The following is a 15103-nucleotide window of genomic DNA, read 5'->3' on the forward strand; positions in this document are numbered from 1 at the left end:
CCGGTTCGATTCCGGTCCTCGGCATTCTTAGTAATGCGCCCATAGCTCAATTGGATAGAGTGTTTGACTACGGATCAAAAGGTTAGGGGTTCGACTCCTCTTGGGCGCGTAAGTAAATAACGGGAAGTAGCTCAGCTTGGTAGAGCACTTGGTTTGGGACCAAGGGGTCGCAGGTTCGAATCCTGTCTTCCCGATAATGAATATAAGGGGCCTTAGCTCAGCTGGGAGAGCGCCTGCTTTGCACGCAGGAGGTCAGCGGTTCGATCCCGCTAGGCTCCATTCATTTGAAAAAATGAATATCGCGGTGTAGCTCAGCTGGCTAGAGCGTCCGGTTCATACCCGGGAGGTCGGGGGTTCGATCCCCTTCGCCGCGATTTAAGAGCCTGGACCTTTAGCTCAGTTGGTTAGAGCAGACGGCTCATAACCGTCCGGTCGTAGGTTCGAGTCCTACAAGGTCCATTGGTGACATTGTACAGTTTCGGAGGATTACCCAAGTCCGGCTGAAGGGAACGGTCTTGAAAACCGTCAGGCGGGTAAAACCGTGCAAGGGTTCGAATCCCTTATCCTCCTTTCATATTATCGCGGGATGGAGCAGTCTGGTAGCTCGTCGGGCTCATAACCCGAAGGTCGTAGGTTCAAATCCTGCTCCCGCAATTAAAAACTAAAATTAGGGTTCCGTGGTGTAGGGGTTAACATGCCTGCCTGTCACGCAGGAGATCGCGGGTTCAAATCCCGTCGGGACCGTATGGCTCGGTAGCTCAGTTGGTAGAGCAATGGATTGAAGCTCCATGTGTCGGCAGTTCGATTCTGTCCCGCGCCATTTGCGGGTGTAGTTTAGTGGTAAAACTACAGCCTTCCAAGCTGTTGTCGCGAGTTCGATTCTCGTCACCCGCTTTAGTTTTTATTATGGGCCTATAGCTCAGCTGGTTAGAGCGCACGCCTGATAAGCGTGAGGTCGATGGTTCGAGTCCATTTAGGCCCATTTTTCTTGGTCCGTTGGTCAAGTGGTTAAGACACCGCCCTTTCACGGCGGTAACACGGGTTCGAATCCCGTACGGATCATATTTTTTGGAGGATTACCCAAGTCCGGCTGAAGGGAACGGTCTTGAAAACCGTCAGGCGGGTAAAACCGTGCAAGGGTTCGAATCCCTTATCCTCCTTTAACATTATCGCGGGATGGAGCAGTCTGGTAGCTCGTCGGGCTCATAACCCGAAGGTCGTAGGTTCAAATCCTGCTCCCGCAATTAAAACTAAATGAGGGTTCCGTGGTGTAGGGGTTAACATGCCTGCCTGTCACGCAGGAGATCGCGGGTTCAAATCCCGTCGGGACCGCCATGCGGGTGTAGTTTAGTGGTAAAACTACAGCCTTCCAAGCTGTTGTCGCGAGTTCGATTCTCGTCACCCGCTTTAGTTTTATTATGGGCCTATAGCTCAGCTGGTTAGAGCGCACGCCTGATAAGCGTGAGGTCGATGGTTCGAGTCCATTTAGGCCCATTTCATATCAATTACCATACATAATTGGTATTGGGGAAGTACTCAAGTGGCTGAAGAGGCGCCCCTGCTAAGGGTGTAGGTCGGGAAACTGGCGCGAGGGTTCAAATCCCTCCTTCTCCGTAATATATTGGTCCGTTGGTCAAGTGGTTAAGACACCGCCCTTTCACGGCGGTAACACGGGTTCGAATCCCGTACGGATCATGCATTGGAAGTGATGGCTATATCACTTCTATTTTTTTATCCACAAATGTAAACGTTTTAACAAAACAAAAATATTGCCTCGAAGATAGGATGATTTTATCAGCGAGCGTGGTACTAGTAATGAGTGCAAATTTAAAACGTCTGAATTCTATGGTAGAAAATTCAATTGGAAAGAAAATCCATCTGGGGACTGAAGGAAGCTTGGTATGAAGCATGATATACTTTAGTTAAGAGAAAATGAAAGAAGTGAGCGTTATGCGTATTTTTGCATATATCTTATTAGCTCTTGGGATGTACGAAGCTTATTTTGTCTCAAAAGCAATTTGTCTGGAAAAGAATGGACAAAAACAAGAAGTAGCTATAGCCTTACCATTGGGGATTCCTCAGGGTTTGATGTTTGTGGTTTTGATGTTCTTGCTAGGGATTAGTTTTCTATTACCTAGCTGTTGGTAATGAAATCGAAATGGGGCAATGAAATGTCTGAAATGAAATTGGGTATTCGTTATCTTGAAGCGTTGCAAAAAGCATTTAGTCATCGTTTGTTGCAGACAAGTGATGAAATCAAGTTTGCTGAAAGTTTAAAGGATTGTTTACAACAAGTGAAGCAACGAGAAAAAGTAGATAATCGCTACTATGTTTCCTTAGAACGTTTTTATCAACAAGCAAGTCTTTTGAGTGGGTTATCGACTTTACAATTATCAGATGAGGAAAAGCAACATTGGTTAGCTTTTAGAAAATGGCATGAAGAAATGGTTAAACCTAATCTACACTTATATGGTCCAGTAATCATCTAACAAAGAGCACGTTAGTCTAAATCTAGCGTGCTCTTTTAAGTTTCTAGTTTGTTGAGAAAAGTGGGAATTTGACTTTCTTGCAAGTGATAGCGTTGATAAGGTCGTCCCACTTTGAGATAGATGGTTTCGCTAGTCAGGATTTGATGTTGCTCGAGAAATTGGATATATTTACGAATCGAGACATGGGAAAGGGATAACTCAGCAGCCAATTCCTGAATAGTAAAGCTTGTTTGGCGATTTTTTAGATGATTGAGAATCTGGATTAAGGTATCTTTGCTCAAGCCTTTTTCGATTTCAATAGTAGTTTGACTCGTAACGGCAGGCTGGAAAAGTGCATCTAGACTGGCCTGGTCGATGAATTCTTGTTGCAGCATGCTTCGTTTTTGTTGCCACTTCTGGATTGCTTGCTGGAATCGTTCGAAGGTAAAGGGTTTAATTAGATAATCAATCACGCCAGCTTGCAAGGCTTGTTGGGCGAATTGGCTCTGAGTCGCGGCACTAATAATAATTACATCCGGAACCTTTGAAAGCCCATCGATTTCACTTAATAAATCTAATCCATGCGCCCCATTTAGATGAATATCTAGTAAAATTAGGTCGATATCCTCGTTCTTTAAATATTGCCGTGCTTCATCTAAGTCTTTGCCGCCCACGATTTGATAGGTCGCATCAATTTTGTGTAAATAGCCTTGATGAATGCGCTGAATCATAGGCTCATCTTCAACCATTAATATCTTCATAAAATCCTCTTTTCTGTTATAAATTGAATCTCTAAATGAGTATCTTTGCGGTGTAATTGCATCTGGGTGTGTTCCTCATTTAGGATTTGTTGGAAAAATGCTTCACTTAATTTGTTTTGATAATCTTCAAGCTTTTGCGCACTGGCTTGAATCATCATAGTAAGAGTGAGTGTTTGTGCGTCCTCTTGTAATTGTACCGCTAACTTCTCTGGGTAAGTTTGACTGAAGATTTGTTGTGGATAGCGATAAATTTTTAAGAGATTCAGCATGGTTTGACTATCGGTAAATGCTGAAATTTCCTCTAAAATATCAAACTCGCTTACAACTTTAGCTTCAAGAAGTTGTTGCTGCCAATCTACTAAGAAGCTTGCTAATATCGGATTTTTCACCAATAAGCTGACTTTTTCGCTAAAAGCCTGTGTCATGTCTAATTGTTGCGCTAGAAAATCTTTCAATTGCTCATATTCGCCCAATTCTGTTAACCCGTATAAAATATGCATCTGGTTGAGATAATCATGGGTATGAGTTTGCAAGGTTTTCACAAATTGCTGAGTCGATTGCAGTTGATGCGCCAAAAATAGAGTTTCAGTCGCGTTTTTTAGTACAACCAAATGTCCGACCAACTTACCTTTTACTTCAATTGGTGCAATCGAAACAAAGTAAGCTTGTCCGTTTTGCTGATAATATTGTTCTTGACGTTTATGAAAATCAAGTTGCGAGGAATCTTGAATCAAGGTACTCCAGGGATGTCCGATTAAACTTTGCTTAAAAAATCCGAGTTGTTGCGCTAAATGTTCAGCCTGATGATTGGCTAGTAAAATATTTTGATTCAAATCAAGAACTAAGACGATATCTTTGGTTTCATTAATCATGGCATTGCGTTCTTCTAAAAGACGGGCAATTTCTTTGGGTTCAAGATTGTGTAGTTGTCCCTTGAGATGATAGGCCAGCCCAAAAGCGACCCCTAGACCAATCAAAAGACTCAGTAAAAGACTCCATTGATAATCATGCAGCGTTTGGCGAACCATTTGCTTTAGACTAACCAACTTAATGCCCAGTGCGACAACGCCAATTTGCTTACCTTGATGCTTCACAGGCACAAAGACGCGTAACGACCGCCCCAGAGAACCTCTACTGATAGAATGAGTAATTTTCCCTTGCAAGGCTTGCTTTTCGTCGCCTCCTTCAAAACTTTGCCCAATTTTATCTGGATTAGGGTGCGTGAGGCGGATGCTATGATTATCCATCAGAACAATGAAATCCAGATGGTGATTTTTCGTGATTTGTAACAATTTTCGCTGCAAAGGTGGTGGGGCTTGTTTTTGTTCTAAGGCTGAAATGATATCCTCTTGTTTAGCGAGTTCGTGACCAAGCGTAGTGAGATTGTCGATTTGTTGCGTTTGAGTTTGCTTGGTGACATCACGCATTAAAAATAGATAAAAACTCGTAGCTAAAACTAGAATCACCCCGATAAAAGTCAGTGATAAAAGCGTAAATAAGCGAATTCCTTTCTTCATGTTTACCTCCCATTTCCTCATTAGTATAACATAAGCAGCAACGTACTTAAATTAATTAAAAAAACTTCCCGAATATACTTGTAACCGTTAAACTAAGGATAGTTGTGCTGTCGAGATATTTGTGAAAGATAGCGCAAAAAGATGAAGGGGGAAATCTCAATGAAAAAGTGGCTTTCAATTAGCTTATTAGCATGTTCAGCCTTACTTTTAACAGCATGTAACTCAGGAAAAAGCACGCAAACAAAGAGCACGACAACACAAAGCTCACAAGTAACATCTAGTGCTTCTAAAAACGGATATACCGATCCAAAAGAATTAAAGGATAGCTATGATGTGATTATTGTCGGAGCTGGTGGTGCAGGAATGACCGCAGCGATTGAAGCCAAAGATGCTGGTTTAAATCCGGTTATCTTTGAAAAAATGCCGGTTGCAGGCGGAAACACATCCAAATCATCAAGTGGGATGAATGCAGCGGGTTCAAAATTCCAAAAAGCTCAAGGAATTAACGATACGACAGATGCTTTTTACGAAGAAACGCTAAAAGGTGGTAAAGGCACAAACGATAAAGAATTATTGCGTTATTTTGTTGATCATTCAGCTGAAGCCATTGATTGGTTAGACCAAAATGGCATCAAATTAGATAACTTAACCATTACCGGTGGGATGAGTGTGAAACGTACACATCGTCCAACAGATGGTTCAGCAATCGGCGGGTATCTAGTAAAAGGTTTGGAACGCAATGTCGCTGAACGTAAAATTCCAATCTTTGTGAATGCGGATGTAAAAGACATTCATGCGGACAATGGTGTAGTTGATGGTGTGAAAGTTCAAATTCAAGGCGAAAAAGCAAAAAATATCAAAGCTAAAGCTGTAATCGTGACGACAGGTGGTTATGGCGCAAGTAAAGAAATTTTAGCTAAATATCGCCCTGATTTGAAAGATTATGTGACAACCAACTCTAAAGGTACAACGGGTGATGGGATTGCTTTAGTAGAAAAACTTGGCGGTCAAATCATTGATATGGATAAAGTGCAAATCCACCCAACTGTTAACCAAGAAAAAGGAATTTTAATTGGAGAAGCAGTACGTGGGGAAGGTGCGATTTTAGTTGATGATGAAGGAAATCGCTTTGTGAATGAAATGGATACGCGTGATAAAGTTTCGGCTGCAATCAATGGCTTACCGAAAAAACGTGCTTATCTTATCTTTGACCAAGGTGTAAGAAGCCGAGCAACTGCGATTGAATTCTATGCCAAACAAGGTTATGTCAAAGAAGGCAAGACGGTGGCTGATTTAGCGAAAACAATCAAAGTACCAAAAGCCAACTTAGAAAAAGCTGTTGCAAATTGGAATAAGGCGGTTGAAAGCAAACAAGATAGTGAATTTAACCGTACAACAGCGATGGAGCATACTTTATCTACACCTAATTACTATGCGATTCAAATCGCCCCAGGTGTCCACTACTCAATGGGTGGGGTAAAGATTAACACCAATACTGAAGTGTTAAACAAAGATAACCAACCAATTAAAGGATTATATGTGGCTGGTGAATTAGTAGGTGGCTTACATGGTGATAACCGAATCGGCGGTAACTCAGTAGCAGATATCGTGATTTTCGGTCGTCAAGCTGGACAACAAGCCGCAGCATTCGTCAAAGCACAATAATCATAAACTTCATTTTCATTGCAAAAAAGACCAAGCAGATAATTAGGTTTGCTTGGTCTTTTCCCGTTATCCGTGATTGTTTCCATCTATCACAGTTTGATTACAATTTGAAAAAAGTGCTTTCCTTTTAGGTTAAATCTGCTATAATACTATCGTTGCAAGTTCCCGAAAGGATTCGCCTCTTTGCGAAGATGCCTTGTAACCGAATAATTTTAGGGGGAATACTTCATGGTAGAAAAACATTTATTTACTTCAGAGTCTGTTTCTGAAGGACATCCGGATAAAGTCGCGGACCAAATTAGTGATGCGATTTTAGATGCAATTTTAGAAAAGGATCCAATGGCGCGTGTTGCTTGTGAAACTTCTGTAACAACTGGGCTAGTCTTAGTTTTTGGTGAAATTTCAACAACAGCTTATGTGGATATTCAAAAAGTTGTGCGCAAAACGATTAATGAAATCGGCTATACGCGTGCAAAATTTGGATTTGATGGAGATACCGTAGCCGTCTTAGTAGCGATTGATGAACAGTCACCAGATATCGCTCAAGGTGTGAATACGGCGTTAGAAGCAAGAGAAGAGAAAAAAGATGACAAAGACGAAACAGGTGCCGGCGACCAAGGCTTGATGTTTGGTTTTGCGGTAGATGAAACACCTGAATTGATGCCTTTACCAATTGCTTTAAGTCACCGCTTAGTTCGTCGTTTGGCTGTTTTGCGTAAATCAGGGGAATTAAGCTATTTACGTCCTGATGCGAAATCACAAGTCACTGTTGAATATGATGAAAATGAACAACCATTACGTGTCGACACAGTGGTTATTAGTACGCAACATGATGAAGCCGTGGATAATGCAACGATTCATCAAGATGTGATTGAAAAAGTCATCAAAGCAGAAATTCCAAGTGAACTTTTAGATGAGCAAACAAAATTTTATATCAACCCAACTGGCCGCTTCGTTATCGGAGGTCCTCAAGGCGATGCTGGTTTAACTGGCCGTAAGATTATTGTGGATACTTATGGTGGTTATGCCCGTCATGGTGGGGGTGCCTTTTCTGGTAAAGACGCGACGAAGGTGGACCGCTCCGCAAGCTATGCCGCGCGTTACATTGCCAAAAACATTGTCGCAGCGAAATTAGCGAAGAAATGTGAAGTGCAACTTGCCTATGCGATTGGGGTAGCCCAACCCGTTTCTATTTCAATCAATACATTTGGAACTGGTGTGGTACCAAATGATCAATTAATTGCGGCTGTGCGTGAAAACTTTGATTTACGTCCAGCAGGGATTATCGAAATGCTAGATTTACGCCGTCCAATTTATCGTCAAACAGCAGCCTATGGTCATTTCGGTCGTACAGATGTCGATCTTCCATGGGAACATACGGATAAAGTAGATGCCTTATTAGCTAGCGTCAAAGCTTAATTCAATACGTGATGAGTCAGACATCTCACTTCACTCTATTGGCTAAAAGAGTGAGTGAGGTGTCTTTTTTACTGCAAAAATGAGGAAAATTGTGGAGTTACTGAATCATAAGTTAGTGAAGTATGATTCAGTAAAGTTGAGTTTTACCTAATTGGACAAATAGCATAGTGCTAAATGATAAGAATATCTCTTGACAAATGAAAACGTTAGCAATATAATCTAGTTAACTTAAACGTTTAAGCAAAGTTTTTGGAGGATTGTTAAAATGAAGAAAATGGCTTTACTAGCGGCAGTTGCTGGATTAGGACTTACACTTGCTGCGTGTGGAAACAAAGATGCTGAAGAGAAGGTGCAATCATCATCAAATAAAGATGCAGTACAAGTTTCACTTTATGATGGAAATAAATTAATCAAAAATATGAATGTTGATTCAGCAAAGGACATTATAAAATATGAGCCTAAAGAATCAGGAAAAAGTTTTATGGGTTGGTATTTACAACCAGATTTTTCTAGAGAATTTACCGCAGATGGCGAAATTACACCTGATTTAAAACTATATGCAGGATTTTCAAAATATCAAGATGACACAAGAGAATTTATCATTTTAGGAAATGGTAATAGTGAAGTCTTGAAGAGTTCCAATTGGGGTGCAAATGTAACCGATGAACACAAAATGAAAAAAGAAGATAACAGCAAAAAAAATATTTACACCCTTACTGTTACACTGCAAAAAGGCGATGAATTCCAATTTGCTAAAAATGGAAAATGGGAAAATCAACGTGGAGCAGGCTACTTAGAAGTAACGACCAAAGATGGTGAAGTATACTTTGAAAGTTCTGGTGGTTTAGGTGAAACTTCTAGCAAGCAATCCAATATTAAAGTAGCCAAAGATGGTGTCTATACCTTTAAATTAGAAACACATCCAAATGAAGATGTATATGATACTAAAAATAAAGAGTATAACGAATCAAAAAAAGAAAACTTCAACAGTAATCCATTTGATGTGATTACATGGACCTATAAAGAAAAATAAGGAACCAATAGTAGTCCCTTATACAAGAATATTATGATTTTCGATCTGTTCGCGATGGATAGCCCAATTGATTGCTTGGAATAGTTTATCGAAAAAGGTATCAGAGAATTTAGTTAATAGCTTCATTTGTTCTGAATGAGCGTAGTAGTCTTTGATAGTCTGATTGACTGTAACAAGGTGTTTGTCACTTGGAATAGCAAAAACATCTGTTTGTTCTATCCAATAAATATGTTCAAACAAAGTAGTTAGATAAGTTTTTAACTCCTCGTTGTAAATCGGTAAGCTCACGAGTGTATATGAATCGTTTTGATAATAATCATTTAATTCGTTAGCTATATATTGCCAATCCAAGTTGATTTGAAAGAATACAGGATCGTCAATCAGACTATCTATCGCAATGACAGGGACAAAATTAAGTTCACCGATTTGGTAAAAAGATTGTTTATCAACACCGAGAGTAAGTATGGCATCCACCATATCATACTTTTGAATAGAATGATTGTCGAGATAAATCAGGTTGTAATTCTTTGTGTGAAAATAGGCAACTAAATGCTGAATGAAATTTAGTTGTTCTGCTTTTTCTAATACAGAATTAGCTTGAGCGCAATAAAGGGCAATGGTTTGTGTTTGTTTAGTAACCAGTGATTTTGCCGCTTTATTAGGCGTATAATTCAGCAGATTAATTACCTGTAGGACTTTATTTTTCGTTTCAGGGCTAATCTGTTGGTCTTTACGATTATTAATAATATAAGAAACTGTTGCGATTGAAACACCAGCTTCTCTTGCAATATCTTTAATAGTAACTTTTTTCTCTTTCATAGCTTCATTATAGAAAAAGAAGGAAAAAAGTCAACTTATTTGAATTGAACAAAGGAATGAATAAATAGTGAGTTATAGGCTTAATAAGGCAGGAATTTCCCATTTGCCTGATTCTATGTATTGTTTTGCTATAAACAATGAAAAATTAGTTATCCGTCTTCGTATGGCATTGGAAGATGAAAAAACTGTTGTAAATATAATCTATGGAATGAAATACGAATATCAGGATCATCGGATAAAAAAAACATTAGCGCTAAAATATAAAGATGCAAATTATTGTTATTTTGAAACGATTTTAAATCTTTATGATAGTAGACTAGCTTATGTATTTGAATTGAATGTCGAAAATGAGAAATATTATTTTAGTGAAGAAGGTTTGTCTAAAGAATATGATTTTTCAAAAGGTTTTTATAATTTTTTCCAAATGCCATATATCAATGAAGCAGACATCTATCCGACTGTTGATTGGATGAAAAATGCTGTATTTTATCAAATTTTTGTTGATCGGTTCAGTAGAGGCGATTTCCAAAAAGAGGATAATTATATTGATTTGGATTGGGGGAGTAAACCGACACCGACCAATTTTGCTGGTGGTGATTTAAAAGGAATCATTCAAAAATTACCTTACTTACAAGAATTGGGAATCAATGCAATTTATTTAACCCCCATTTTCTTATCACCGTCAAATCATAAATATGACATTATAGATTATTACAAAGTAGATCCACAATTCGGTAGCGAAGATGATTTATTCAACTTAGTACAAAAGGCACATCGCTTGGGAATGAAAGTGATATTAGATGCTGTATTCAATCATTGCAGTATGCTGTCAAAAGAATTTCAAGATGTCATTAGAAAAGGAAAAGAATCAGCATACTATGATTGGTTTATTATTCATGGTGATTTTCCTGATGTTGAAAATGCTAATTATGAGTGTTTTGCCGCTTGTAACTATATGCCAAAATGGAATACATCTAATTCAGAAGTGCAAGACTTTTTGACGAATGTAGGTATTCACTGGATTAAAAAATATGATATTGATGGTTGGCGATTAGATGTTTCGGATGAAGTATCTCATCAATTCTGGCGGCATTTTCGTTTAGCAGTTAAACAGGAGAAAGCAGATTGTGTATTAATTGGAGAAAATTGGCATCATGCGAATAGTTTTTTACGCGGTGATCAGTTTGACAGTATTATGAATTACGCATTTACCAAAATATGTTTGGATTGTTTTGCAGAAAATAAATTAACTGCTAAAGAAACGTCTAATCGTTTAAATAGTATTTTTATGAGATATAGCTTACAAACCAGTCAAATGAATTTGAATTTACTCGATTCCCATGATACGCATCGTATTTTTACCGAGTTAAAGGGAGATGAAAAGAAATTTTTAGCGGCTTTGGCGTTGAGTTTTGTGTTTGTTGGTACACCTTGTATTTACTATGGGACAGAAATTGCGATGGAAGGTGGTTATGATCCTGATTCAAGAAGAACATTTGAGTGGAACAGAGAAAAATGGAATCTTTCCTTATTTGAAAAAATAAAAGCGATTATTCGCTTGAAGAAATTTCCTGTTTTACAAGATGGGGATATTTTAATCAAGCATATTGAAAATCAGCTCATCATTTGCCGTACATTTAAAGATAAACAATTGACCTTCCAAATGAATTTATCGGCAAAAACGGAACCAATTTTGGTAGCGGATAAAGAAATTTTATCAAATGGAAAGACTGAAAATAATCAATTAGATTCGTTTGGATTTTATATTTCAATGAGTGAGGCGATTAAAGATGAAAAAATATAGTTTTTTAACTGGCTTAGTAGTATTTGCCAGCATTTTTGCACTTTCGGGATGTGGGCAGTCTGATTCAAAGACAAAAGCTAGTGCCGATTCAAGTAATAAAGAGATATTTAGTGGAAAAATTGAAAAAAACAAGACGATAAAGGTTTTAGAGAATGATACAGCTATTTCAAAAGGATATTTTAAGGAAGTACTTGCGGCATTTAATGAGGCCTATGCTGATAAAGGAATTAAAGCAGTTGATGCCAATACAGACCAATTTGTTGATTTGGCTAAAGATGGTCCTTATGGTTATGGCCCAGATATTTTGTACCAAGCCAATGATGTCATTATGAAATATGCTGAGGATAAACACGTCTATCCGTTACCTGTTTCTAAATTGGAGGCTTATAAACAAACTTCCAAGAATGCATGGAATGCTTTCAAAGTGAATAAGGATGGAAAGGATTATTATTGTGGTGTTCCGGTAAATGTACAAACACCAATGCTTTATTACCGAAAAGACTTATTACCAGAAGATTGGCAAAAAACATGGGATAAAGACGCTAATGAAGTTCCAGATATGATTGAAAATTGGAATGATATGTATAAGTTCTCAAAACAAAGACATCAAGAAAATCCAAGTATGTATGGATATATGGAATCTTTATATGATACCTATTTTTCAAGTGGTTATCTGTTCTCTTATGGGGCTTATATTTTTGGTAAAAATAATACGGATCCTAGCAAGGTCGGATTTTCAAATGGAGATTCATATTATGGTGCTAAAGTGATTCAACAGTTGGCATCGATAATGAATGAAGAAAGTATTGATGATACTATCAAAACGAGTGCTTATAGCAAATTAGGAAATGGTACTTATTTTGCTACGATGTCAACACCAGATGTTTATTCTACTTTTCTTGAAGAATTAGCAAAATATTATGTCAGTCAAGGAAAGACGAAAGATGAAGCGGCACAATTAGCCAAAGATAATCTAGTCATGACTACGGTTCCTAAACTGCCTAAAAATGGTGATATAACATCAGAAACAACAGAATTTATCGAGATGAAAACGATGGGTGGCGTTAATGGCTATGCGATTAGTGCATATACAAAAGCGCCAAATGCTAGTTTAGAATTTGTAAATTTTGCAACGAAATATGAAATGATAAAGAAACGTTATGAGTTATTAGGGGTTGTACCTACACGTAAAGATGTCATTAAAGAAGTAAGAGGTGTTAGTGAAGGCGTATTTAATCAATTGGAAAATGAAAATATTATCTTGATGCCATCAAATGCGGCGGTTGCACAAATATGGACACCTACGCAAACGTATTTTGCAGACATTACAAAAGATGTTTTCAGACCAGAAGCAGAAAAGAAATATAAAGATAATAAGGCGTTGAAAGCTGGTTTAGAAAAAGTCGATCAACAAATTAGTGATGCTATTCATACATTGGAGTAGTAGAAATCCTGGATTTTAAGACTAATTTTATGAGGAAGTGAGAAATGTGTCATATAAATACGAACGTAAAAAAGACTGTCGTTATTATATGTCATTTTTATGGATGGGTTTAGGACAGTTTTTATATGGACAACGTATAAAAGGTCTTTTATTAATGTTATGCCAAGTAGGATATATTAGTTATTTGATAGTGCGTGGTGGACAGGATTTTGTCAATTTCTTTACATTAGGTACACAAAAAGCGGATAACTGGTTAAATATACAAGGAGATAATTCCGTAGTTATGCTAATTATGGGAATACTTAGCTTTTTGTTTTTAGGGATTATCATGTACATTTATTATTTAAATATCGTTGATGTCAAAAAAGTATGCACAATGAAGCAAAAAGGAGAGAAAGTGCCTAACTTTGTGCAAGAAGTAAAACTATTATTTGATAGACAGTTTCCGATTTTTGTTCTATTTTTCCCTATAATTGGTGTGCTTATTTTTAGTGTTTTACCAATTATCTTTATGATACTGATTGCTTTTACAAACTACGGTGGGAAAATCGTCCCGCCGGAATTAGTAGATTGGGTTGGCTTTGATAATTTTGTCAAAATTGTAGCACTATCTAAATTTGCGCCGACTTTCTTCAGGATTCTAGGTTGGAATATTGTCTGGGCGATTTTATCTACCTCAATCAATTACTTTAGTGGTATCTTTTTAGCCTTACTCTTTACCAATAAGCGAGTAAAAGGACAAGCGATATGGCGAGCTTTCCCAATTTTAGCTTATGCCATTCCGGGATTTATTAGCCTGTTAGCTTTTAAATTTATGTTTTCTTATGGTGGACCAATTAATCAAATTATTCAAGAATTTGGACATAAGGCGATTGGTTTCTTGGATATAGATGCTAAATGGTCGGCACGTATGATTGGTTTGTTTGTCAATGCTTGGATAGGCGTGCCATCCATTATGCTGTTAGCAACAGGAATGTTATCTAATCGAGATGAAAGTCTGTATGAAGCTGCGAGAATTGATGGTGCTAGTAACTGGGTTCAATTTAAAAAAATTACGATGCCCTATATTCTCACAGCGACGACACCAGTATTGATTGGTCAATTTGTTGGTAACTTTAACAATTTTGGTATTTTCTTCTTCCTACGGGGTGGACTATATCTAGACAAGTATTTCTTAGCAAGTGATACGGATTTGCTTATCAACTGGTTATATAATTTATCAATTGACAACAATTATTACAGTATAGGGGCAACTATCAGTTTGATTATTTTCATTATTACATCAATCGTATCCTTATCTATCTATGTACGGTCATCATCATATAAACAAGGAGGAGATTTTGCATAATGAAATCAAAAGATAAATTAGTAAGTTTTTTTCTATATGTAGCTTTGTTAATCGTGAGTTTTATCTTTTTGTTTCCTTGTTTATGGATTATTTTAGCTTCCTTTTCAAAATCAGGAACAATCTATTCTTTTAAAGGATTTTTCCCACAATCTTTTAGTTTTCACAGTTTTAAAGTATTGCTAACAGATACGGGATTATATAATTATCCACGCTGGTTTTTAAACTCTTTAATTATTTCGACTTGTAGTTGTGTGCTAGGAACCCTCTTAGTCATTTTAACGGCTTATGCGATGTCAAGGTTTAATTTTAAAGGAAAAAAAAGCTTGATGAAACTGACGATGGTTTTAGGAATGTTTCCGTCATTTATGGGAATGATAGCGGTTTATTTATTGATGACACAATTTAATCTTATTAATCGACTTTGGGGTTTGATTTTGATTTATAGTGCGGCTGCTCCATTAGGCTATTTAACACAAAAAGGTTTCTTTGATACGATTCCTTATAGTATAGACGAAGCTGCTAGAATAGATGGTGCAACTAGTTTTCAAATTTTTTGGCATATTCACCTTCCTCTTTCAAGACCGATTATCACTTATACGGCGCTTACAGCATTTACATGGCCATGGAGTGATTTTATTCTGCCAAAATTATTATTAAAGGAAAAAAATTTATATACCGTAGCAGTTGGGTTAATGAATTTGGATGAAACACAGTTTGCAAGATTTGCAGCAGGGAGCGTGTTGATAGCAGTACCGATTGTATTATTGTATTTCTTACTCGTAAAAAATATGGTTCAAGGACTGTCAGCAGGTGCAGTGAAATAGA

The 15103-nt window shown here is 37.5% G+C and carries 12 protein-coding genes, 19 tRNA genes and 1 riboswitch; of the genes, 28 read left to right on the forward strand and 3 right to left on the reverse strand.

Annotation, left to right across the window (positions count from 1 at the left end):
- Positions 1-35: 35 nt before the first annotated feature.
- The 21 genes from ACTQZM_RS08480 (at position 36) to ACTQZM_RS08580 (ending at position 2489) form a co-directional block, all read left to right on the forward strand.
- Positions 36-109: transfer RNA gene (locus ACTQZM_RS08480), tRNA-Arg, on the forward strand.
- A gap of 11 nt (positions 110-120) precedes the next feature.
- Positions 121-194, forward strand: a tRNA-Pro gene (locus ACTQZM_RS08485).
- Positions 195-206: 12 nt separating this feature from the next.
- Positions 207-279, forward strand: a tRNA-Ala gene (locus ACTQZM_RS08490).
- 21 nt (positions 280-300) lie between these two features.
- Positions 301-374: transfer RNA gene (locus ACTQZM_RS08495), tRNA-Met, on the forward strand.
- Between the two features lie 11 nt (positions 375-385).
- Positions 386-459, forward strand: a tRNA-Ile gene (locus ACTQZM_RS08500).
- Positions 460-480: 21 nt separating this feature from the next.
- Positions 481-570 (forward strand) — tRNA-Ser (locus tag ACTQZM_RS08505).
- A gap of 10 nt (positions 571-580) precedes the next feature.
- Positions 581-654 (forward strand) — tRNA-Met (locus ACTQZM_RS08510).
- A gap of 17 nt (positions 655-671) precedes the next feature.
- Positions 672-744 (forward strand) — tRNA-Asp (locus ACTQZM_RS08515).
- Between the two features lie 3 nt (positions 745-747).
- Positions 748-820, forward strand: a tRNA-Phe gene (locus ACTQZM_RS08520).
- Positions 821-823: 3 nt separating this feature from the next.
- Positions 824-894: transfer RNA gene (locus tag ACTQZM_RS08525), tRNA-Gly, on the forward strand.
- Positions 895-908: 14 nt separating this feature from the next.
- Positions 909-982 (forward strand) — tRNA-Ile (locus ACTQZM_RS08530).
- Between the two features lie 8 nt (positions 983-990).
- A tRNA-Glu gene (locus tag ACTQZM_RS08535) sits at positions 991-1062 on the forward strand.
- Positions 1063-1070: 8 nt separating this feature from the next.
- Positions 1071-1160, forward strand: a tRNA-Ser gene (locus ACTQZM_RS08540).
- A gap of 10 nt (positions 1161-1170) precedes the next feature.
- Positions 1171-1244, forward strand: a tRNA-Met gene (locus ACTQZM_RS08545).
- A gap of 15 nt (positions 1245-1259) precedes the next feature.
- Positions 1260-1335 (forward strand) — tRNA-Asp (locus ACTQZM_RS08550).
- A gap of 1 nt (position 1336) precedes the next feature.
- Positions 1337-1407 (forward strand) — tRNA-Gly (locus ACTQZM_RS08555).
- 13 nt (positions 1408-1420) lie between these two features.
- Positions 1421-1494: transfer RNA gene (locus ACTQZM_RS08560), tRNA-Ile, on the forward strand.
- A 32-nt stretch (positions 1495-1526) separates the two neighbouring features.
- A tRNA-Ser gene (locus ACTQZM_RS08565) sits at positions 1527-1614 on the forward strand.
- A gap of 9 nt (positions 1615-1623) precedes the next feature.
- A tRNA-Glu gene (locus tag ACTQZM_RS08570) sits at positions 1624-1695 on the forward strand.
- Between the two features lie 255 nt (positions 1696-1950).
- The gene (locus ACTQZM_RS08575; RefSeq protein ID WP_441653493.1) at positions 1951-2148 is read left to right on the forward strand and encodes a hypothetical protein; all 198 of its coding nucleotides are present in this window, start codon (positions 1951-1953) and stop codon (positions 2146-2148) included.
- Positions 2149-2171: 23 nt separating this feature from the next.
- Entirely contained in the window at positions 2172-2489 is a 318-nt protein-coding gene (locus ACTQZM_RS08580) for a hypothetical protein (protein ID WP_441653494.1), read from the forward strand.
- Positions 2490-2524: 35 nt separating this feature from the next.
- Here the strand turns inward: ACTQZM_RS08580 and ACTQZM_RS08585 are convergent, their stop codons facing one another.
- A complete protein-coding gene (locus ACTQZM_RS08585) occupies positions 2525-3229 on the reverse strand; it encodes a response regulator (protein WP_441653495.1) in 705 nt (234 codons plus the stop codon).
- Entirely contained in the window at positions 3226-4746 is a 1521-nt protein-coding gene (locus ACTQZM_RS08590; protein WP_441653496.1) for a Spo0B domain-containing protein, read from the reverse strand. The genes ACTQZM_RS08585 and ACTQZM_RS08590 overlap by 4 nt, the downstream gene beginning before the upstream one ends.
- 159 nt (positions 4747-4905) lie before the next feature.
- Here ACTQZM_RS08590 and ACTQZM_RS08595 point away from each other — a divergent pair, with 159 nt between their 5' ends.
- The 3 genes from ACTQZM_RS08595 (at position 4906) to ACTQZM_RS08605 (ending at position 8863) form a co-directional block, all read left to right on the forward strand.
- Entirely contained in the window at positions 4906-6411 is a 1506-nt protein-coding gene (locus tag ACTQZM_RS08595; protein WP_441653497.1) for a flavocytochrome c, read from the forward strand.
- Between the two features lie 150 nt (positions 6412-6561).
- Positions 6562-6642: riboswitch (SMK box riboswitch) on the forward strand.
- Entirely contained in the window at positions 6640-7830 is a 1191-nt protein-coding gene (gene metK, locus ACTQZM_RS08600) for a methionine adenosyltransferase (RefSeq protein WP_047335010.1), read from the forward strand. Its footprint overlaps the riboswitch before it by 3 nt.
- Before the next feature lie 265 nt (positions 7831-8095).
- A complete protein-coding gene (locus ACTQZM_RS08605; RefSeq protein WP_047335011.1) occupies positions 8096-8863 on the forward strand; it encodes an InlB B-repeat-containing protein in 768 nt (255 codons plus the stop codon).
- A gap of 18 nt (positions 8864-8881) precedes the next feature.
- Here the strand turns inward: ACTQZM_RS08605 and ACTQZM_RS08610 are convergent, their stop codons facing one another.
- Positions 8882-9682 carry a LacI family DNA-binding transcriptional regulator gene (locus ACTQZM_RS08610; RefSeq protein ID WP_441653498.1) on the reverse strand — a complete coding sequence of 267 codons (801 nt, stop codon included), beginning with the start codon at positions 9680-9682 and terminating at the stop codon, positions 8882-8884.
- 67 nt (positions 9683-9749) lie between these two features.
- On the opposite strand from ACTQZM_RS08610, the gene ACTQZM_RS08615 reads away from it, so the two are divergent.
- Genes ACTQZM_RS08615 through ACTQZM_RS08630 form a run of 4 tightly spaced genes read left to right on the forward strand, consistent with a single transcriptional unit; the run spans position 9750 to position 15102 of the window.
- A complete protein-coding gene (locus ACTQZM_RS08615) occupies positions 9750-11486 on the forward strand; it encodes a glycoside hydrolase family 13 protein (RefSeq protein ID WP_152666281.1) in 1737 nt (578 codons plus the stop codon).
- On the forward strand, positions 11473-12930 hold the full coding sequence (locus tag ACTQZM_RS08620) for a sugar ABC transporter substrate-binding protein (protein WP_047335013.1): 1458 nt from the start codon (positions 11473-11475) through the stop codon (positions 12928-12930). The genes ACTQZM_RS08615 and ACTQZM_RS08620 overlap by 14 nt, the downstream gene beginning before the upstream one ends.
- A 46-nt stretch (positions 12931-12976) precedes the next feature.
- The gene (locus ACTQZM_RS08625) at positions 12977-14278 is read left to right on the forward strand and encodes a carbohydrate ABC transporter permease (RefSeq protein ID WP_231482418.1); all 1302 of its coding nucleotides are present in this window, start codon (positions 12977-12979) and stop codon (positions 14276-14278) included.
- Positions 14278-15102: a sugar ABC transporter permease gene (locus ACTQZM_RS08630; protein WP_047335014.1), complete on the forward strand. Its 825-nt coding sequence runs from the start codon at positions 14278-14280 to the stop codon at positions 15100-15102. Before ACTQZM_RS08625 ends, ACTQZM_RS08630 begins: the two co-directional genes overlap by 1 nt.
- Position 15103: the final 1 nt, after the last annotated feature.

This window comes from Enterococcus cecorum, assembly GCF_052119425.1.
GTDB lineage: Bacteria > Bacillota > Bacilli > Lactobacillales > Enterococcaceae > Enterococcus_E > Enterococcus_E cecorum_C.